Raw genomic sequence first — 18,747 nt, 5'->3', positions numbered from 1 at the left:
CCGGCCCGGGGCCCGCACGTTCCGGGTTCACCGGAACATCCGGGCCCCGCCGTTCCTGCCCTGCGCGCCGAGTTCCAGCACTCCGCCGTCGTCCGGCAGCACGTACACGGTGCCGGTGCCGACGACGCCGGAGCCGGCGACCTCGGGCGGCAGGGCCGCGACAGGCGTGACCTCGCCGGTGCGCGGCTCCAGCCGGACCAGCTGCGGGGATCCGGCGGAGGACACCGCGTACACCGCGTCGTCCCCCGCCACCGCGGTGGCCAGCGCGGCCGAGTGCAGGGTCCAGAGCTTTGCGCCGGTGGTGACGTCGAACGCGTCGACCTCCAGGTGGTCCGCGCCCAGTGCCGGGGTGACCAGGACGTCCCCGACGAGCCGGGCGGAGTGGTCGGCGTCCGTGTCGTTCCCGGTCATGGTCTGGGAGTCGCCCACCGCCAGCTTGCGGCTGCCGCCCGAGGCGGTGAAGACCCGAGTGCTGTCCTCGTCCGGGGTGTGCAGGGAGGCGATGAGGGGCGAGCCGGAGAAGGCGTGCAGCACATCGGTGTGCGTGCGCTGCCGGTGCGCCCAGAGCAGTTTTCCGGTCCTGCCGTCGAAGGCGCGCAGCGTGAACTGGTCGGCGTGGTCGGCGCAGTAGTCGTCCACGAGCACGACGCCCGCGCTGCCCGACGCCCGGACGTTGCAGTAGTCGCCCCGGGCGCGGTAGCCCCACACGGTGCGGCCGGTGCGGATGTCGAGACCGCCGAGGAAGTTGCCGCTCACGATCGTGGCGACCTCGCCCTGGAGGTAGGTGCGGGCGGACGTCGCCGTGCGGTGCCCGCGGTCGACCAGGGGACTGGTCCACAGGATCCGGCCGGTGGCCGCGTCGACGCCCGCCAGCGACGTGCAGGAGTTGGCGTCCGTGCCGAACGCGACCGTCCCGGTCCCGTTCTTGGACAGCGTCGGGGACATGGCGCAGGGGACCCCTGCCGCCGACCGGGGAAGGGAGGCCTTCCACGCCTCGCTGCCGTCGGACAGGCGGTAGGCCCTGATGCCGCCGCGGGTGCTCGCCCGGATCAGCAGCTCGCGGGTGACCCAGCTTCCGACGAGGGTGTCGTCGGCGGCCGGCGCGGGCACCTGCCACACCTGGGCGAGCTGCCGGGACGCGAGCGGCGGGGCGTCCTTGCGGTCCAGGGCGACGGCGGTGGCCCCACCGGCCACGAGCACGGCGAGGGTGAGCGCGATGCCGGCCGCGCGCCTGCCCCTGCGGGGGGCGCGCGCAGGCCCGGTGCGTACCGGTACGGGCAGCGGCGCGGACTGCGCGGCCGCCGGGACCGCTTCGGCCGCGGGCCGCGGAACGACGACGCCGGACGAGGGCTCCGCCCACTCGGGGGGCAGTGCCCAGCCGCCCGCCTGCTGCCCGGAGTCCGTCCAGGCACCGTGCGGTTCGCCGGCACCCGGCGCGGGGTCCGGGTCGGGCCAGGGGTGCTCGGGTACGGGCGGGGCGGCGCTGCGGGCGTCCTGGTCGTAGGGGTCCTGCGGCAGCCGGCGGGAGTTGCGGTGCTGCGGTTCGCCAGGGCGTGCCGGCCAGGCCTCCCAGGGCTCCCTCGCCGCTTGGGCGGGGTCAGGTTCGCCGTGCCCGGGCGGCGGCCAGGAACCCCGGCCCGGGTACTCCCGCGGAACACCCCGTTCCGGCGGCCCTTCCGTCGTCATCCGCGTACTTCCGCTCTGCTCGGTCTGGGTCTGGGTCTGGGTCTCGGTTCTCGTGTCGTGGCCTCGGCCGCCCCGACACGTCGTCGCGGAGGCGCACCGGCCGCGCGTGCGTCCGGCCGGTCCGCCTCCCGGGCTCAGTCGTCCTTGACCGGATGGCCGAAGCCGGCCCGCTCGGACTCCACGCGGAAGGCGGCCTGCGCGCCCACCGATGTGTCGATCCGCCAGTCCATCGGCAGCGAACTGCCCGGCCAGTTCTTGCGCTGGTCGTACCAGACCAGTCCGATGACGTCCGCCTTCGCGGCCCCCACGAACAGGTCGCGGATCTGCTGCTCCTTGCGGCCGCTCTCCGCCACACCGGTCTCGGTGATCAGCACCGGGCGGTCGGCGAAGCGCGCGATCTCGCGGAGCGTCGGCGCGAACAGGCTGGCGAAGGCGGCACCGTCGACCGGCCCGTAGTAGCCGATGACACCGGCCCAGTCGACGTAGGCGTCGCCCGGGTAGTAGGGACGCAGCGGGGCCCGGGAGCCGGAGTCCACCACATGCGGGCTCCACACCCAGATCACGTTCTTCGCGCCGGCGCCCCGGACGACGTCGTGGACGTGCCGCCAGGCCGCGACGAAGTCGGCGGCGGTGGCGTGGCCCGGCCCCCAGGAGTTCCAGGGGCTGTTCATCTCACCGGCGAAGGACAGCGCGAGCGGCCCGTCGTAGGCCGCGACCTGGCGTGCGAAACGGCGGATCCAGGCGTCGTCCGCGCCCTGGGCGATGTCGGACAGCGCCGTGTCGGAAGGCGTCAGCTCCAGCATCGGGAGCTGCCCGTGCTTCCAGAGGAAGGCGTTGCCCTCCGGGTCGAAGTCCTCGCCCCAGGACCCGTAGTACTCGCGGATGTCGGGGGCGCGTCCCGCCTGCTTGGTGAAGGTGGTGACGATGCCGTACTGCCAGGGGGTCTTGTCGTCGACGACGCCCAGCATCCGGCCGGCGGGGTGCCGCAACGAGGAGACGTCGAAGGGCGTTGCCGGGGCGCTGGGGGAGGCTCCGTCGGCGGCCTCGCCGCCGCACGCGCACGCGAGGACCGCGACGCCGGCCGCGAGTGCCGCGGCGGCCGCCAGACGGCCGAAGCGGTGGGTGCTGGGCATACGAGGCGTTCCGATCCGGCAGGCGGAGAAGTGCTTGACCACCGGGAGTGTAGGAGACCCGCGAGGGGATCTACACATTTTCATTTCAGTAAGATCACATAGTTGGGCAGGGGATCCGGCAAATCGAACATATAGTCCGCTATTCGCCGCCGCGTTGGACTAAGTTCTGCATCCGACCCCTCGCGCGGCGACGCGTTCACGGAAAGCCCGAGGTCCTCCAGTGACCAGCACGCTCACCAAGGCCGAGACCTCGCCCGTCTTCGTCGACCGGACGGGGCGCCGCGGACGGCGGTTGCGCGGCCTCGGCTGGCTGCTGGGCCTCGTCCTCGTCGGTTTCGTCCTGGCCATGATCTCGGGTCTCGTCGGAACCCAGTCGCACGCGCCGGCCTTCTCGATCCCGTCCACCGCGGACACCGCGGAACCCGGACAGTACGTCAACGCACCGCTCCCGTCGGCGCCGCTGGGAGCCCGTCCCGCGACCGGCGCCCCGAGCGCCGACGGCGGCGAGGCGGCCACCCCCACCGGGGCCCCCGCCTCGGCCCCGTGACAGCCCGACGTCCCGACCGCAGCACGCGACACACCAGGAAATCCATGTCACGCCACCAGCGCCAACGGCAGTCCCTTCTGCGGCCGCGCCGACTCGCCGCACCACCGCTGCGCTTCTTCCTGCCGGTGACCGTCCTGGCGACCCTGCTGGCGCTGCTCGTGCTCCGCGGCATGGCCGGCAACGAGGTCTTCCACGACGAGCGCATCGCGGTCTCCGTCGACAAGGACGCGGTGCCCCGCAGCGTGCTCGTCGGCGGTCCGCTGGTCGACGCACGCGGCGCCAGGAACGACAAGCCGGTCAGCTACGCGATCCCCGACAAGACCGTCGTGCTCAGCTTCGACGACGGCCCGTCCACCCAGTGGACTCCCAAGATCCTCAAGGTGCTCGAGCAGCACGACGTCCGCGCGGACTTCTTCGTCACCGGCGCCATGACCACCCACAACCCGGCGCTGATCCGCAAGATCGTGGCCGGCGGCCACGAGATCGGCCTGCACACCTTCACCCACCCCGACCTCGCGCTGCACTCCGGGACCCGGCTCACCTGGGAACTCGGCGAGACCCAGCTCGCCCTCGCGGGCGTCGCGGGCATCCACTCCAGCCTCTTCCGGCCGCCCTACTCGTCCACGGCCGACGCCCTCGACGACTGGTCCTGGCCGGTGACCAAGGACGTCGGCGCGCACGGCTACCTGACCGCCTTCATCGACAAGGACACCGACGACTGGAAGCGTCCCGGTGTCGACGCCATCGTCAAGGCCGCCCTGCCCGACCTGGCCGGGCAGGGCGAGATGATCCTGCTGCACGACGCCGGCGGCGACCGGTCGCAGACGCTGGCCGCGCTCCCGATCATCATCGACAAACTCAAGGCCGAGGGCTACCAGTTCGAGACCATCAGCGAGGCGCTCGGCACAGCCCCCGCGAACACCCCGGTCACCGGCTACGACTTGTGGGCCGGCAAGGCGTTCCTGTGGTGCACCGCCTTCTCGATGAAGGTGATGCCCTTCCTGGTCGTGCTGCTCGCCGTCGTCGGGGTCCTGGTCTTCGCCCGCTTCGCGCTGATGCTCGTGCTCTCGCTCATCCACGTACGGCGGACCCGCAGGCCCGGCTTCTCCTGGGGGCCCGCGGTGACCGAACGCGTCAGCGTGATCGTGCCCGCGTACAACGAGCAGGAGTGCATCACCAACACGCTGCTCTCACTGGCCAGGAGCGACCACCCCATCGAGGTCATCGTCGTCGACGACGGGTCGACCGACGACACGGCGGCCATCGTGGAGAGCATGGACCTGCCGATCGTCCGGCTCATCCGCCAGCCCAACAGCGGCAAGCCCGCGGCCCTCAACACCGGCGTGGCCGCCGCGTCGAGCGAACTCGTCGTGATGATGGACGGCGACACCGTCTTCGAACCCGGCACCGTCCGTGAACTGGTGCAGCCCTTCGCCGATCCCCGCATCGGCGCGGTGGCCGGCAACGCCAAGGTCGGCAACCGGGACACCCTGATCGGTGCCTGGCAGCACATCGAGTACGTCATGGGCTTCAACCTCGACCGCCGCATGTACGACGTGCTCGACTGCATGCCGACCATCCCCGGAGCGGTCGGCGCGTTCCGCCGCAGCGCCCTGGACGCGGTGGGCGGCATGAGCGACGACACGCTCGCCGAGGACACCGACGTGACCATGGCGCTGCACCGCGGCGGGTGGAAGATCGTCTACGTCGAGAACGCCCGGGCCTGGACCGAGGCGCCCGGCAGTATGAGCCAGCTGTGGTCCCAGCGCTACCGCTGGAGCTACGGCACGATGCAGGCGATGTGGAAGCACCGCCACGCGGTCCTGGAACGCGGCGCCGCCGGCCGCTTCGGGCGCGTCGGCCTGCCCTTCGTCGCCCTGTTCATGGTGCTCACCCCCCTGCTCGCGCCCGCCATCGACATCGCGATGGTGTACGGGGTGTTCTTCGTCGACCCGGCCAAGAGCCTGGGCGCCTGGCTCGCGGTCCTGACCCTCCAGGGCTTCTGCGCCTGGTGGTCCTTCCACCTGGACCGCGAGAAACCCTGGCACCTGATCACGCTGCCCGTGCAGCAGGTGGTCTACCGCGTGCTGATGTACATGGTCCTGCTCCAGTCCTGGATCACCGCCCTGACCGGCGGCCGGCTGCGCTGGCAGAAGCTGCGGCGCACCGGCGAGGTCGGCCTCGACGTCACCACCTCGGAGATACCGGCATGAGCGCGGTCAACTTCGGCGCACCCGGCGTCGACGAATCCTCGAAGACGCTGACGCTCCGCGTCCCCCACCTTCCCGAACTCGCGGAATCGCCCCCGAAGCCGGGTGGCCGGGACCGCTACCTCGACCTGCTGCGCGCGCTGGCCCTGGTCCGCGTCGTGATCTACCACAACTTCAGCTGGACCTGGCTGCCCCTGGTCTTCCCCTCCATGGGCGTGATGTTCGCGCTGGCGGGATCGCTGATGGCGCGGTCGCTCAGCCGCCCGGCGCTCAGCGTCATCCGCAGCCGCGTCAGGCGCCTGCTGCCCCCGATGTGGCTGTTCGGCGCCGTCGTGGTGACCGCCATGATCATCGACGGCTGGGGCCCGCACACGACCGGCCACCCCAACCGGTGGTGGGGCGAACTCGCCTTCTGGATCCTGCCGCTGAGCACACCGCCCTTCGCGGACTCCCTGCACGGCTTCGGCGGCCACCTGCCCACGACCTGGGCCGAGCAGATCACCGTCCCGCTCTGGTACCTGCGCGCCTACCTCTGGTTCGTGCTGCTGTCCCCGCTCATGCTCAAGGCGATGCGCCGGCTGCCCTGGGTCACCCTGCTCGCCCCGCTGGCACTGTCGGCACTCCTCAACTCCGGCCTGGTCGACCAGTCCGGCCGCATCATGGAGACCGCCACCGACTTCACCACCTTCGGCGCGTGCTGGCTGCTCGGCATCGCCCACCACGAAGGCCTGCTGCGCCGCATCCCGCAGTACGTCGTCCCCTCGATTGCACCGTTCGTCCTCGTCGCCGGGTACTGGTGGCTCCAGCAGCAGCCGGTGGACAACCCCCGGATCGGCGCCGACCTCGAAGCCGTTCCCCTGGCCCAGGCCATCTGGTCCTTCGGGTGCGTGCTGCTGCTCCTCCACCTCAGCCCTTCCTGGGAGCAGTGGCCGAAGCCGCTGGAGCGGTTCAACGGGGTCATCAGCCTGCTCAACTCGCGGGCCGTCACGGTCTACCTGTGGCACTGCGTGGCCCTCGTGCTCTGCGAGCCGCTGATCGACCCGCTGTGGAGCAACGGCTTCTTCTACGCCCACATGCAGTGGCTGCTGCGGAGCCAGTGGTTCCCGCTGATCGTCGCCGTCCCGCTGATCGCTCTGGCGATCGTGCTCTTCGGCTGGATGGAGGACGTCGCCGCCCGCCGCAGCCCGCGCCTCTTCCCGTACCCCCGCAAGGCCAGGGGCCGCCGCCGCCGGGGCTAGGCACTCCTGGTCCCCGGGCAGGGCGTCCGCAATGCGCCCCGCCACACGGGCGGCTTGCAGACAGCCGTCTGTCCGGGAGCCATCAGGAACAGGAGCAGACAGCCATGGCTTCATCGTTGGCGGCGATCAGGGGAGTGGAGCAGAAGCTCGGCATCCATTTTCCCCAGGACTACAGGGACTTCGTCGCTGAAGAGCCAGTTGCGACTGGCCGATGGTCGTCCACCGGTGACTACATCGCCTTGGCCCCCATTGGACGAACTGCCCGGAATCAACGAGGCGGCCGAGTTGGCGACCCGCCTCCCGGGCGCTGTGATCATCGGCGGTGACGGGAGCCGTGAGTTGCTCGTGTACGACTTCCGGCGGCAGCCCCCGCCGTTGCTGCTCGTGGACGTCTCGGCCGGGTCCTGGGCAGACGGAACCCTGCAAGCGGAATCATTGACCGCACTGTTGGGTCGGTTCCCTGAGCAGGGGTGGATCTTGGGTCAAGACGGCGTTTGATAGCTGTCGTCGAGCCGTAGGTCCGGTGTGGACCCGAGGGGGCGGCAGGACGATCAGTTCAGGAGACCGGTGAGACGGCCGGCCGGGAGGGGCGTGGTGGTGCAGGTTCTGTACAGCGGGGAGACCAGAGAGCTCGAGATCTCTGGGACGCGTCGAGAGCTCCTGGCACTCGGGCGACTGCTACGGGGGAAGAGCGGAAGCTGTGATCTCTTGGAGAACCGGCAACCCTTTCCCTATGAGAGGTCGCTGTCGAAGATCGAGTTCCGTGAGGAGCCGGAGCGCAACACTGCTTCGCTTGTCACGGAAGACCAGGCAATGAGGATCCAGGGAGGGCGAGCAGCTCTCGACCTCCTTGCCGACAACATCGAGGGCTTCGCATCCGGGGTGGACTCGAGCGGTCATTGCCACGTCGACTTTCCGGCACACGAGTACGTAGCGCCGGAGTCGGACTCTCTTGTGATTACCTTCACGAAGTGACGCTTCATGCACTCTGGCGTGGCTGAGGCGGGTCCAGAGCGGCGGATGTCTCGCCCCTTCGCGATCCTGAACCTTCGCTGTCACGACGTGGGCGGCCAGGAACGGCCGGGGGTTTCGGTGACGCCGAACCGCTTGCGGCCCTCGAATGTGTTGCTTGCGCTGTAGCCCTTGGTGACAGCCGGGACGGTGCAGGCGGTGCGGATCGGCTGTGAGTCGATGTAGCCGGCGCGCGGCTCGATTTCGCGGCCGCAGGCCGCGCCGCCTGCCATCCGCCGCGCTCCCAATGCCCCCGTACGCCCGTGCAGTCCCGTTGGCCCGGCCGCAGGCCGGGCGGCATCGTGGGGGTGTGGTGGAAACCGCTAGCCCTTCCAGAGCACCGGCGTTGGATCTTCAAGCTGTGCGGTCGAGAGTCGATGCGGTGCTGGACGACTTCTTCAGCTCCCGTCTTCGTTGTGCCGGCACGGAAGCCGAGGGGACGTTCGACCTCGCCGAGGACGTGCGCGACTTCGTCGCCCGGGGCGGGAAGCGGCTTCGTCCCACGCTGTGCGTGGTGGGCTGGCACGCCGGCGGGAAGACGGCGATCCCCGACGTCGTGCTGCGAACGGCGGCATCGCTGGAGCTGTTTCACGCCTTCGCACTGATCCACGACGACGTCATGGACCGCAGCGACCTGCGCCGCGGGGCACCGACCGTGCACCGGGCCGTGGCGGCGCGCTACCCCGATCACCCGGCTCGCGAAGACGTGGGGACAGGGGCGGCCATACTGGCGGGGAACCTGGCGCTGGTGTGGTCCGACGAGCTTCTGCACACGGCCGGCTTGTCCCCGGCCGAGCTGGCCGCGGTGATGCCGGTGATCGACGTGATGCGCACGGAGATCGTCTACGGCCAGTACCTCGATCTGACCGCGCGCGTGGACGCGTGCGACGGGGTCGAGTCGGCACTACGGGTTGCGCGCTACAAGACGGCGAAATACACCTTCGAACGGCCCTTGCACCTTGGTGCCGCCCTGGCCGGTGCCGGGGAGGGACTGCGTGCGCCACTGAGCGCCTTCGCGCTCCCGGCCGGGGAGTCCTTTCAGCTGCGTGACGACGTGCTGGGCGTCTTCGGCGCATCCGAGCAGACCGGGAAGCCGGTGCTGGACGATCTTCGCCAGGCCAAGCCGACGGTCCTGATGGCCCTGGGCTACCAGCGGGCGGACACCCGGCAGCGGCTTGTCCTCGACACCCTGCTGGGCCGGCCGGAACTCGACGAGCACGGGGCAGAGCAGGTCCGGCGTGTCCTGCGGGAAACCGGGGCCCTGGACGCTGTCGAAGACATGATCCGGCTGCGTCGTCAGCAGGCACTCCAAGCGCTGGCCGACGCGCCCTTCCCGGCACCCGCGGCCGACGCGGCCCGGAGGCTGCTGCACAGCCTCGCGGAGCGTACGGCATGACCCTGCATCACCTCATGGACACGTCCAGGGCCGCGCGGGAACGCGCGTCAGCGGAGGAGAGCACCGTGGCCGACAGCACCGCCCCCTCCGACCCGGACATCGTGATGCGACTGCCGGCGATGTACTTCCCCATGCCCTGGCGCCGCCATCCGGAGGTCGAACTGCTCGAGGAGCAAGGCCTGGCCTTCATGGAGCGGCACGGCCTGTGCCACGGTCCCGGACGCCGCGAACGGGTCGCGGGCACCAAGTCCGCGCTGTTCTTCGCGGGCAACTGCCCCGACGGTGACACGGCGCGGCTCCAGATGGCCGTGGACTGGACGTACACGATGTTCGTGTTCGACGACTTCGCCTGCGACGAGGAATCCCCGGAGGACGCCTTCTCCTTCCTGGACCTGGCCGTGCGCATCATCCGCACACTGGAGAGCCCGACCGCGGGCCTGCTGCCGCCGAAGAATCCCTTTGCCGGGCCGGTGGTGGAGCTGGCCGAGCGGCTGCACCACCTGGCCTCCGCGACCCAGCGTCGCCGCCTGGTGGACGCACACCTCTCCTGGTACCTGGGTGTGGCGTGGGAACGCGCCGCCCGCGAGCAGCATCTGATGCCCAGCCTCAACGACTACCTCTACACCCGCCTCCTGTACGTCGCGGGCTTCCCGACCCTCGCCTGGTTCCAGGTCAGCGAAGTGGACGACATCTCCGATCAGGAGATCAACGCCCCGGCCGTGCACGCGCTCACCGAGATGGCCAGCATGGTCGCCGCTCTCGACGACGACCTGTTCTCCTATGGCAAGGAACTGTGGTACGCCGCCCGGCGGCCTGCCGAGACCGGGCCTGTCCTGAATCTGGTCGGCCTTTACGAGGCCCGGCCCGGGTGCACCCAACAGGACGCCCAGAGCCAGGCCGTCGCCTTGCGCGACCGTGTCCTGGCCCGCTTCATCGAGGTTCGCGACATCGTCCAGCCGACCGCCTCCGAGCCCCTGCGCCGCTATCTGTCCAACCTGACCTGCCTCATCCGCGGCAATTACGAATGGGGCATACGGGCAGGCCGCTACACCGATCCCGACGGCCGCCACCCCGGCGCCGTACGTGTGGCGACGAGCCCCGTCGCGGACATACCCAGCGCGACCGGAGCGCCCCCGGACATCCCTTGCATCGGCTGGTGGTGGCACGCGCTGCCCGTCAACGCCTCGCCGTCGGAGCAGAAGTGAAGGACCTGCGTGCGATCCCCGCTGCCCCCCACGCGCTTCCTCTGGCCGGTCACCTGGTGCGGTTGCTGCGGGACCCGCTGGCGTTCCTGACCTCCCTGCCCGCACACGGGGACCTGGTCCGCATCCGGTTGGGGCCGCTCACCGTCGTCGTGCTCTGCGACGCGGAACTGACCCGTCACGTCCTCACCAGTGACCGCGTTTTCGACAAAGGCGGTCCCGTCTACGATCGCGCGCGGGAAGTAGCGGGCAACGGGCTCCCCACCTGTCCGTACAGCGCGCACCGTCGGCAGCGACGACTGATCCAGCCGGCGTTCCACCCTGCCCGTCTCCACAGGTACGCGGAAACCATGACGGGCTGCATCGACGAGCGCACCGCTGCCTGGCACGCCGGACAAGTCCTTGAGGTACCCACCGAGATGATGGCGATCGCCTCCCAGGCCGCGGCCGCCGCCTTCTTCTCCCACGCGTTGCCCCCGGCCGAGCTCGGCCGGATCCTCGACGATGTCGCCACCCTCATCAACGGCATGGGCCGCCGGATGCTGATGATCCCCCCGCTGGACCGGCTCCCCACCCCGAGCAACCGTTCCTACCTGCGTGCCCGTGCCCGCCTGCGCGACACCCTCGATCAGGTCGTCGCCCAGCGCCTCGCCGAGGGCACCGACCGGGGCGACCTGCTCTCGGCCCTGATCGCGGCCCGCGATCCCGAAGAGGGCGGCGGCATGAGCACCGCGGAGATCGGCGACCAGACCACCGCCTTCTTCCTGGCCGGGACAGAGACCACGGCGGCCACCGTGGGCTGGGCGCTGGACCTGCTGGCGCAGCATCCCGAGATCGAGCGGCGGGTCCACTCCGAGGTCGACACGGTCCTGGGCGGTGCCGCGGCCACTCACGCGGACTTGCCCCATCTGCCCCTGGCCGAACGTGTCATCACCGAAACGCTGCGGCTGCGCCCGCCGGGCTGGTTCATCACCCGTGTGGTGTCGGCCGACACCGAACTGGACGGGCATCTCCTGCCGGCCGGCACCACCGTCGCCTACAGCGCCTACCTCATCCACCACAGGCCCGACCTGTACGACAACCCCGAAGCCTTCGATCCCGACCGCTGGGATCCCACGCGCCCTCAGCCGCCCCGCCACGCCCTCATTCCCTTCGCGGCAGGCGCCCGCAAATGCATCGGCGACACCTTCGCCACAACCGAGGCCACCCTCGCCCTCGCGACCATCACCGCCCGCTGGCGCCTGGAACACGTCCCCGGCCACAGCGCCCGCCCCGCCCTCGCCATGACCTTGAGGCCGCGCGACCTCCGCATGCGGGCACACCCCCGTGCCGTGCCTCCGGCTCCGGGCGCGCGTTCCGCGGGGTGAGCCGCTCTACGCCTGCCCCGGCCCGCCGGGCGCGGCAGGGGGCTCGTGCCATTGGCCCAGGCCGTCGATGAGCTGCTCGATCAGGTGCGGGGGGACGGTGCTGCCCCGCATGGCGGTGTGGTAGAGGACGGGGCCGACGAGCATGGACGAGAGGTCGTGCGGGTCGGCGGACATCTCGATCTCGTGGTCGGCCACGGCCAGCGCCAGCGCGTTCCGGAGCTTCTGGTTGATGTCCTCGTGGCACGCGTCGCGCTGTGCGGCGATCTCGGGATCGCGCAGCGCGCCCTGCATCAAGGTGAGCAGGACGCCGGCGATCTGGGGCGTGGTCAGTGAGTCGGCGAGTCGTTGGAGGTGGGTCCGGAGCCACGGGCGGACCGGTGTCCGCGGGTTGTGGAAGAACGGCATGTCGATGCCGGTCATGGCGTCGTGGAGCAGATGCCCGGGCTGCGACCAGTGCCGGTACACGGTGGCGCGGCCCACGCCGGCCTTCTGGGCCACGCGTTGGTGGGTGATCGCGGCGGGGCCCTCGTCCAGCAGCAGCGAGCGGGCCGCGATCAGGATCGCGGCTCTGCTGCGTGCGGCGCGGGGGTCCGTCGGGTTGCTCACGCACCCATTCTATGAGTGCAAAGTATGAGACAGCTTGACTCGTAGACGGAGTGCCGTAGTACCGTGTGAGATGTGCGAGACAACATGTCTCATATGATGCCGACGGATGTCGCCGTCCGGCGGACCGGCCCTCTGCAGACCCTCAAACGCAGCCCCCCGCAACGGACTTCGAGGAACGCCTCATGATCCCCCCGTCTTCCCCTGTCGATCTGACCGGCAAGGTCAGCCTGGTCACCGGTGCCGCCGGTGGGATGGGCCAGGTCGTCACCACCCGGCTCGCCCGGCTGGGCAGCACCGTGCTCGCCGTCGTACGCGACCGCGAGCGGGGTGAGCAGCTGCGCAAGCGCGTTGCCGCGGACGTCGGTGCCGACCGTGTCGAGGTGCTGACCGCGGACCTCGTCTCCCAGGACGATCTGCACCGCCTGGCCGAGGAGTTCACGGCCCGGTACGGGTCCCTGCACCTGCTGGTCAACAACGCCGGCTCCCACTTCCGGCGGCGGACGGTCAACGCCGACGGGATCGAGATGCACATCGCCGTCGACTATCTCGCCGCCTTCACGCTGACGCAGCTGCTGCTCGGACCGCTGCGGGCCGGTACCCCGTCCCGGGTGGTCAACGTCGTGTCGATGGCCCTGGAGGACACCCGGATGGTCAGGCTCGGCGGCCGGCCCCGGCCGCCCCGCATCGACCCGGACCTGGACGACCTGCGGCAGCTCAATCCGGCGGCGGGCTGGAAGCCGCTCGAAGCCTATGCCCGGGCCAAGATGCTCACCCTGATGAGCGGCTACCACCTCGCGGAACTGCTGCGCGAATCCGGTGTCACGGTCAACGCGGTCCACCCCGGCCTGGTCGACACCGGCATCATCGACGACATCGCGCCCCCGGTCCTCAAACCTCTGCTGCCGCTGACCCGCCGCAGTCTCCTCACGCCCGAGCAGGGCGCCGCCGCCACCTTGAGGGCGGCCACCGCACCGGAACTGGCCGGGACGACGGGCCGCTACTTCTTTCTGGAAACAGACACCCCCTCCCCGGACTCGTCCTACGACACCGACCTGCAACGGCGCATCTGGGACGTGAGCGCCGCCCACATCGCCCGGCACGCCGGCAGCACCAAAGACTGAACGGCCCCGGCACTTCTGGGCGGCCCGGTCGCCCCTGCACTCGTCCCACCGTCCGATCGCAACAGCGTTGCGCCCACCAGGAGATGCGAGATCCCATGAGCTTCAAGCCCACCGCCGCCGGCACCTACGGCGCTCGCCGGCCCGGCGCGATGGTGCGCATGGTGAACAAGTTCACGATGCGCACCATCGTCCGCAACGGCGGCGGCAGACTGGGGAAAGTCGACGCCCTTGTGCTGACCACCGTCGGCCGCAAGAGCGGTGAACCCCGCAAGTCGCCGGTCGCCTGGTTCCCCGGGGAGGACGGCGCCTGGCTGATCGTGGCGTCCGCCAACGGCGCGGCGCGTCACCCCGCGTGGTACCTCAACCTGGCCGCCCGTCCCGACGAGGCCACCATTGAGTCGGGCGGCCGCACGACCGAGGTCACCGCCGAACAACTCGATGGCGAGGAACGCGAGGCGGCGTGGCGGCGGATCGTCGCCGCGCAGGCGCAGTACGCCCGCTACGCGAGCAGGACCGATCGTGAGCTGCCGGTCATCCGGCTGACGCCCCGGTCCGGCTGACGGGTCGTCAGTGATTGTTGCCGGTCGCCGGAACGCGCAGGGCGTCGACGGTGAGGTCGAGGAGGCGTGACGCCCGTGCATCGGTGTACTCGGCGGGGTGGACCTTTCCGCGCCCCGTGCGCGGGATCGCCCGCCGCCGCGGGCCGCGCGGGAAGCCCCGGTGGTCCTCAGGCGCGCGGTACGGCGACCCGGCTCACGGGCGCGGCCAGGGCCGTCCGTCGAGGCGCTCGATGTCGCTGTTGAAGCGCCTCAAGTAGGAGGCGAAGGCGGCGATGTCCTCGTCCGGCCAGTCGGCCATGACCTTGCCCAGGCCGCCGATGATGCTGTCGCGCTCCTCGTCCAGCATCCGGGCGCCCTTGTCGGTGATGCGGAACTTCCGGGCCATCCCGCCCTCGGGGTCGGGGATGCGCTCCACGAGGCCCGCGCGCATCGCGGCGGCCGTCTGCCGGTTGAGGGTGGACGCGTCGAGCGCGAAGGCGTCGCTCAGCTCGCCGATCGACATGGGCCCCTGGACCCGGATGCGGCTGAGCAGGATGTAGGCGCTGCGCTCCAGGGAGCTGTCCCTGTGGCGCAGGAGTTCGTGCCGGCTGAGCAGCATCTGCTCGTACTCGACCTCGTGGGTGGGCCTGCCCATGTGCTTCAGCCTCCTGCCGTTCGCCGGGCCGCCGGTGTGCTGGTTCGGGGCCCGCTTCCATCATCTCACAGTGCATGCACCAGCCACATCATGTGCGCGATGCACTTCCTATGTACGATGCATGCTGAGAGGGTTCGAACGTCGTGCGAGGAGTGCCGTCATGAATGCCCCACAACCCACAGCCCGCGCGGGCGGCGTGGTCGCCACGCTGGCACTGGCCGGCATCACGGCCGCGATCATGCAGACCCTGGTCACCCCACTCCTTGCCGAGCTGCCGCAGATCCTGCACACCTCGGGCTCGAACGCCGCCTGGGTGATCACCGCCACCCTGCTCGTGGCGGCCGTCTGCGTCCCGGTCTTCGGCCGTCTCGGCGACCTGGTCGGCAAGCGGCGCATGCTGCTGGTGTGCTCGGTGCCGCTGGTGGCGGGCTCGGTGGTGTGCGCGCTGTCCTCGTCCGTCGTCCCGATGATCGTCGGGCGCGGCCTGCAGGGCATGGGCATGGGCATGGTGCCGCTCGGCATCGCCCTGCTCCGGGACGTCGTCCCCGCGGAGAAGCTCAGCTCGTCCATCGCCCTGGTCAGCGCCTCCATGGGCATCGGCGGTGGCCTCGGCCTGCCGATCGCCGCCGCCATCGCCCAGTACGCGGACTGGCGTGTGCTCTTCTGGGGCTCCGCGGGCCTGGCCGCCGTCGTCGCGGTGCTGATCTTCTTCTTCATCCCCGACGTCCCCGCCGGTGCCAAGGGCCAGCGCTTCGACCTCCCCGGCGCCATCGGCCTGGGCGTGGGCCTGGTCTGCCTGCTGCTGTCGGTGTCCAAGGGCGCCGACTGGGGCTGGGGCTCGGCCACCACCCTCGGCCTGCTCGCCGCCGCCGTCGTCGTGCTGCTCGGCTGGGGCTGGTGGGAGCTGCGCACCCGCGACCCGCTGGTCGATCTGCGGACCACGGCCCGCCCGCGCGTGCTGCTGACCAACGTCGCGTCGGTCTTCGTCGGCTTCGGCATGTACGCCGGCATGCTCGTCATCCCGCAGCTGCTGCAGTTCCCCAAGGCGACCGGCTACGGTCTCGGCCAGTCGATGCTCGCGGCCGGTATGTGGCTGCTGCCCGGCGGCATCATGATGATGATCGTCTCGCCGCTCGGCGGGAAGCTGACCAATGCCCGCGGGCCCAAGTTCACCCTGATCAGCGGCGCGTTGGTGCTCGCCGCGGGCTACGGGCTGTCCCTGATGCTGACGGGCACCGCGTGGGGCCTCATGATCGCCATCATGGTCATCAACAGCGGTGTGGGCCTGGCCTACGGCTCGATGCCCGCCCTGATCATGAGCTCGGTCCCGATCTCCGAGACCGCGGCCGCCAACGGCTTCAACGCCCTGATGCGCTCGCTGGGCACCTCGGTGGGTGCCGCCGTGATCGGCGTGGTCCTCTCCCAGCTGACCACGACCGCGGGCGGCTTCACCTTCACCTCCGAGAACGGCTTCCGCACCGGTCTGGTGATCGGCTGCGGCATCGCCCTCGTCTCCGCCCTCATCGCCGTCGCCATCCCGGCCGCCCGCAGCGCCTCCGCCGGGGCGGACGCCGCGCCGGCCCCGGCTCCGCAGGCCGCCCTCGAGTCCTGAACCGCAGTACGGCACGGTTCCGTCCGTCCGCCGCGCGTCCACGCCGCGGCGGGCGGCGCCGCCTGTTCATCCGACCGGGAGCAGTCCTTCTCCCGGCTCGTACCGAAGGCCCACGTGGTACACGGTGGGCGGGCACTGCGGCCCGTTGGGCTGGTACCTCTTCAACGTGACCTGGGTGCGCTCGTCAACGGTGGGCGACGACTGAGCGGACGCGCCGCCGGGCCCCCCGGTGAGCCGTACGGTCACGCTCCGGGCGCCCACGGAGTCGGGCAGCCGCACCATGAGGTCGCGGGCCCCCGGTTCGCCGGTGACGCAGGACGCGCCCACGCAGAGCCGGTACCGCAGGGCGGGGTTCGTGTCGAGCAGGACCGAGACTCCGGACAGTGCCCCCATCGCGGTGCAGGGACGTTCGTCCGCGCCCAACTGCCCGCAGCCCGCCACTGCCATGAGCGGCAGCGCGGCCGCGACCTGCACCAAGTGCCTTCTTCGCATGGCCCTTCGACGTGCACCAGGGCCCGGCGGTTCCCGGCGGTTCCCGCAGGCGGGGACGACCGACAGCCGCTGGAACCCGGCGACGGTGAGCACGGAGCGGTGCAGCACCGGGTCGAGTGGAAGACTTCGATGCAGGCCACCACACGGCTCAGCGACATGCCGACACCCTAGGGGAGTGGTCGTGCGCGAAGGGCCGGCGAACTCCCCGACGGCGTGCGGGACTACGCGGCGCAGGCCCGCTGCTCGGCCTCTTTGGCCGCCGCTTCCAGATGTGCGGTGAGCCCGCATTCGAGGCCGGCACCCAATGGGGACCCGCCACCATGTCGTGAGGGTGCCCCGCACCGTTCCTCCCGTGCAGACGGCGGAGAAGGGGGCTGTCACCTGCTCGGCCAGGAGCGCACGCAGGTAGCGGCCCCGGTCGGGAACAGCGGTGTCGTTGAGCAGCGTCACGGCGAAGTCCCTCTCCCGATCATCGATGATGAGCCGGTTCCCGACGCGGACGAAATCCTCACCGGTCTTCGCCTCCAGTGAGGCGACCGCGTCGCCGGGATCGGCCCCCGCCGCCAGTGCCCCCGCAGTCATCCTGGCCACGAGACCGCCCACCGGCCGGGTGTCGAACCGCAGCGTCGCGGATCCGTGGGCGGGAAGCTCGGCTTCCTGCGCGTCCGACACACCTGCCAGGACCTTCCGGTACGTGACCTTCGACCACGTGTACCCGTCGGCCGCACAACGGGGGGCGTTCGCGGCGGCCGGGGAGTGGCTGCGTGCCGCTGTGGAACGGTGTGACACCTGCGTCTGCGTGGTGCAGGACGCCAGCAGCGTGACGGCTGTCGCGGCAGTCGCCAACGGGACGAGTCTCAACGGATCTCCTTCTGCCGGCGCCCCCCTGGGCCGCCTGGCCTGCGCGAAGTGTCGCACCGGGACGTGCGGGGCCGTCGCCCGGTGGCGGGTTTTGCCGCCCGCCTCACGGGCAGCGGCCCAGTGAGAGTCCGCGGAGGTGCCGAGATGAGCACGGGAGAGAAAGTCAAGGCCCAGTGCGAGCAGGTCGTCGGAAGGATCGTGCGGAAGGGGGCGCACGCGATGCACAAGAACACCCTCGCGTCCAAGGGCGCGGCCCTGGAGGCACGGGGCAGGATGCGCAGCGCGAAGGAGAAGACCAAGGACACCTTGGGGCACTGACAGGGACCGGCAGCCGGCCGTTCAGGCGTCGTGTCCAGGGGTGTCCGGGTCCGGGTCACGCCGGGGCCAAGAGGTGCCGAGGTCCCGGCGCATGGCCGCCTGCGCCTCCTCGGCCGCCGCCAGGTAGTCGTGGACGTGCCGGCCGAAGCCCGGGTCCTCCGTACCGGCGCCGCCCCCCACGAGGTCGCGGAGGGAACGGACCTTCCAGAAGGCCTGATTGACCGGGTCCATCACCTCCCAGGGGGCGATGAGCGCGAGTTCGTAGCGCAGCGGGTACAACGTGCTGGACGCGAACACCTGATGGGCCGCCGCCCTTGCCTCGTCCGCCGGGCGTCCGGCGTGTGCGATCTCCCACAGTTGCGCGTACGCCTCCGCCAACGCGCCCATGAAGGCGGCGTACGCCTGCCGGCGCGTGTCCTGGTGGAGCGCCGCACGGTCGCGGCGCCAGCGCAGCCGATCGGCGAGAAGCGTGGCGCCGACGCCGATCGCCGCGCCGAGCAGCGTGTTCACGGGGGCCAGCCAGTCCATGGGGGGGACTTTAGGGTGAGGCCGCATCGCACCGGAAGCCACGCGTCGCCGGTCCGGGAGAATGCGCCGGTCATCACTGGTGCCGCGCGGCTGGTTCCGGAACGGGACGACGGTCAGCACGTTCGCCTCGAACCTCGCCGGCCCTGGGAGCGACCGGCCCACCGACGTGCCCCGGCAGGTCGTCGACGCCCAGCTGGGAGAAGGGGGTGTCGGATCAGGGCGATA

At 70.9% G+C, this 18,747-nt stretch carries 18 protein-coding genes; 11 read left to right on the top strand and 7 right to left on the bottom strand.

The genetic code is table 11. The features are described 5' to 3' along the window. Positions 1–27: 27 nt before the first annotated feature. Complete coding sequence (locus ACIP9H_RS16520) at positions 28–1,686, bottom strand: PQQ-binding-like beta-propeller repeat protein (RefSeq protein ID WP_401959551.1); 1,659 nt, start codon at positions 1,684–1,686, stop codon at positions 28–30. A gap of 134 nt (positions 1,687–1,820) precedes the next feature. Further along, positions 1,821–2,819 carry a glycoside hydrolase family 26 protein gene (locus ACIP9H_RS16515; RefSeq protein WP_401583347.1) on the bottom strand — a complete coding sequence of 333 codons (999 nt, stop codon included), beginning with the start codon at positions 2,817–2,819 and terminating at the stop codon, positions 1,821–1,823. 220 nt (positions 2,820–3,039) lie between these two features. Here ACIP9H_RS16515 and ACIP9H_RS16510 point away from each other — a divergent pair, with 220 nt between their 5' ends. The 4 genes from ACIP9H_RS16510 (at position 3,040) to ACIP9H_RS16495 (ending at position 7,789) form a co-directional block, all read left to right on the top strand. Then, a complete protein-coding gene (locus ACIP9H_RS16510) occupies positions 3,040–3,366 on the top strand; it encodes a hypothetical protein (protein ID WP_401583345.1) in 327 nt (108 codons plus the stop codon). Positions 3,367–3,410: 44 nt separating this feature from the next. Further along, positions 3,411–5,579, top strand: coding sequence for a bifunctional polysaccharide deacetylase/glycosyltransferase family 2 protein (locus ACIP9H_RS16505; RefSeq protein ID WP_401583344.1), 2,169 nt, complete (start codon positions 3,411–3,413; stop codon positions 5,577–5,579). Continuing rightward, complete coding sequence (locus ACIP9H_RS16500) at positions 5,576–6,814, top strand: acyltransferase (protein ID WP_401583343.1); 1,239 nt, start codon at positions 5,576–5,578, stop codon at positions 6,812–6,814. Before ACIP9H_RS16505 ends, ACIP9H_RS16500 begins: the two co-directional genes overlap by 4 nt. A 594-nt stretch (positions 6,815–7,408) precedes the next feature. After that, positions 7,409–7,789 carry a hypothetical protein gene (locus tag ACIP9H_RS16495; RefSeq protein ID WP_401583342.1) on the top strand — a complete coding sequence of 127 codons (381 nt, stop codon included), beginning with the start codon at positions 7,409–7,411 and terminating at the stop codon, positions 7,787–7,789. Positions 7,790–7,869: 80 nt separating this feature from the next. Here the strand turns inward: ACIP9H_RS16495 and ACIP9H_RS16490 are convergent, their stop codons facing one another. Then, positions 7,870–8,058, bottom strand: coding sequence for a hypothetical protein (locus ACIP9H_RS16490; protein ID WP_401959548.1), 189 nt, complete (start codon positions 8,056–8,058; stop codon positions 7,870–7,872). A 149-nt stretch (positions 8,059–8,207) separates the two neighbouring features. Between ACIP9H_RS16490 and ACIP9H_RS16485 the strand changes: the two genes are divergently transcribed. Genes ACIP9H_RS16485 through ACIP9H_RS16475 form a run of 3 tightly spaced genes read left to right on the top strand, consistent with a single transcriptional unit; the run spans position 8,208 to position 11,790 of the window. Next, positions 8,208–9,221 (top strand): polyprenyl synthetase family protein, encoded by a 1,014-nt coding sequence (locus ACIP9H_RS16485; RefSeq protein ID WP_401583340.1) that lies wholly within the window; start codon positions 8,208–8,210, stop codon positions 9,219–9,221. After that, positions 9,218–10,426 carry a glutamate dehydrogenase gene (locus tag ACIP9H_RS16480; protein ID WP_401583338.1) on the top strand — a complete coding sequence of 403 codons (1,209 nt, stop codon included), beginning with the start codon at positions 9,218–9,220 and terminating at the stop codon, positions 10,424–10,426. Before ACIP9H_RS16485 ends, ACIP9H_RS16480 begins: the two co-directional genes overlap by 4 nt. After that, positions 10,423–11,790: a cytochrome P450 gene (locus ACIP9H_RS16475; RefSeq protein ID WP_401583336.1), complete on the top strand. Its 1,368-nt coding sequence runs from the start codon at positions 10,423–10,425 to the stop codon at positions 11,788–11,790. Before ACIP9H_RS16480 ends, ACIP9H_RS16475 begins: the two co-directional genes overlap by 4 nt. A 6-nt stretch (positions 11,791–11,796) precedes the next feature. Here ACIP9H_RS16475 and ACIP9H_RS16470 read toward each other — a convergent pair whose 3' ends face one another. Next, positions 11,797–12,396: a TetR/AcrR family transcriptional regulator gene (locus ACIP9H_RS16470; RefSeq protein ID WP_401583335.1), complete on the bottom strand. Its 600-nt coding sequence runs from the start codon at positions 12,394–12,396 to the stop codon at positions 11,797–11,799. A 182-nt stretch (positions 12,397–12,578) separates the two neighbouring features. On the opposite strand from ACIP9H_RS16470, the gene ACIP9H_RS16465 reads away from it, so the two are divergent. Both ACIP9H_RS16465 and ACIP9H_RS16460 read left to right on the top strand, forming a co-directional pair. Further along, positions 12,579–13,517 (top strand): SDR family NAD(P)-dependent oxidoreductase, encoded by a 939-nt coding sequence (locus ACIP9H_RS16465; protein WP_401583334.1) that lies wholly within the window; start codon positions 12,579–12,581, stop codon positions 13,515–13,517. Positions 13,518–13,612: 95 nt separating this feature from the next. Continuing rightward, positions 13,613–14,077: a nitroreductase family deazaflavin-dependent oxidoreductase gene (locus ACIP9H_RS16460; protein WP_401583332.1), complete on the top strand. Its 465-nt coding sequence runs from the start codon at positions 13,613–13,615 to the stop codon at positions 14,075–14,077. 193 nt (positions 14,078–14,270) lie between these two features. Here ACIP9H_RS16460 and ACIP9H_RS16455 read toward each other — a convergent pair whose 3' ends face one another. After that, the gene (locus tag ACIP9H_RS16455) at positions 14,271–14,711 is read right to left on the bottom strand and encodes a MarR family winged helix-turn-helix transcriptional regulator (RefSeq protein WP_360905533.1); all 441 of its coding nucleotides are present in this window, start codon (positions 14,709–14,711) and stop codon (positions 14,271–14,273) included. Positions 14,712–14,871: 160 nt separating this feature from the next. Between ACIP9H_RS16455 and ACIP9H_RS16450 the strand changes: the two genes are divergently transcribed. Continuing rightward, on the top strand, positions 14,872–16,323 hold the full coding sequence (locus tag ACIP9H_RS16450) for an MFS transporter (protein ID WP_401583330.1): 1,452 nt from the start codon (positions 14,872–14,874) through the stop codon (positions 16,321–16,323). A 66-nt stretch (positions 16,324–16,389) separates the two neighbouring features. On the opposite strand, the gene ACIP9H_RS16445 is transcribed toward ACIP9H_RS16450, so the two are convergent. Further along, entirely contained in the window at positions 16,390–16,800 is a 411-nt protein-coding gene (locus ACIP9H_RS16445; protein ID WP_401583328.1) for a hypothetical protein, read from the bottom strand. 1,020 nt (positions 16,801–17,820) lie between these two features. Between ACIP9H_RS16445 and ACIP9H_RS16440 the strand changes: the two genes are divergently transcribed. Next, complete coding sequence (locus tag ACIP9H_RS16440; protein ID WP_401583327.1) at positions 17,821–17,994, top strand: hypothetical protein; 174 nt, start codon at positions 17,821–17,823, stop codon at positions 17,992–17,994. Positions 17,995–18,015: 21 nt separating this feature from the next. On the opposite strand, the gene ACIP9H_RS16435 is transcribed toward ACIP9H_RS16440, so the two are convergent. Then, on the bottom strand, positions 18,016–18,522 hold the full coding sequence (locus ACIP9H_RS16435; RefSeq protein ID WP_401583325.1) for a hypothetical protein: 507 nt from the start codon (positions 18,520–18,522) through the stop codon (positions 18,016–18,018). Positions 18,523–18,747 lie beyond the last annotated feature (225 nt).

This window comes from Streptomyces sp. NPDC088732, assembly GCF_044751205.1.
In the GTDB taxonomy this organism is placed as follows: domain Bacteria; phylum Actinomycetota; class Actinomycetes; order Streptomycetales; family Streptomycetaceae; genus Actinacidiphila.
Note: the sequence above shows the minus strand (reverse complement) of the source record. Positions and strands in the feature narration are given on the sequence as shown.

Coding starts and splice junctions, on each gene's coding strand:
- ACIP9H_RS16490 (WP_401959548.1), bottom strand. CDS start 8,058: ATGGCAGGCGGCGCGGCCTGCGGCCGCGAAATCGAGCCGCGCGCCGGC.
- ACIP9H_RS16480 (WP_401583338.1), top strand. CDS start 9,218: ATGACCCTGCATCACCTCATGGACACGTCCAGGGCCGCGCGGGAACGC.
- ACIP9H_RS16440 (WP_401583327.1), top strand. CDS start 17,821: ATGAGCACGGGAGAGAAAGTCAAGGCCCAGTGCGAGCAGGTCGTCGGA.
- ACIP9H_RS16460 (WP_401583332.1), top strand. CDS start 13,613: ATGAGCTTCAAGCCCACCGCCGCCGGCACCTACGGCGCTCGCCGGCCC.
- ACIP9H_RS16435 (WP_401583325.1), bottom strand. CDS start 18,522: ATGGACTGGCTGGCCCCCGTGAACACGCTGCTCGGCGCGGCGATCGGC.
- ACIP9H_RS16520 (WP_401959551.1), bottom strand. CDS start 1,686: ATGACGACGGAAGGGCCGCCGGAACGGGGTGTTCCGCGGGAGTACCCG.
- ACIP9H_RS16455 (WP_360905533.1), bottom strand. CDS start 14,711: ATGGGCAGGCCCACCCACGAGGTCGAGTACGAGCAGATGCTGCTCAGC.
- ACIP9H_RS16450 (WP_401583330.1), top strand. CDS start 14,872: ATGAATGCCCCACAACCCACAGCCCGCGCGGGCGGCGTGGTCGCCACG.
- ACIP9H_RS16500 (WP_401583343.1), top strand. CDS start 5,576: ATGAGCGCGGTCAACTTCGGCGCACCCGGCGTCGACGAATCCTCGAAG.
- ACIP9H_RS16465 (WP_401583334.1), top strand. CDS start 12,579: ATGATCCCCCCGTCTTCCCCTGTCGATCTGACCGGCAAGGTCAGCCTG.
- ACIP9H_RS16515 (WP_401583347.1), bottom strand. CDS start 2,819: ATGCCCAGCACCCACCGCTTCGGCCGTCTGGCGGCCGCCGCGGCACTC.
- ACIP9H_RS16505 (WP_401583344.1), top strand. CDS start 3,411: ATGTCACGCCACCAGCGCCAACGGCAGTCCCTTCTGCGGCCGCGCCGA.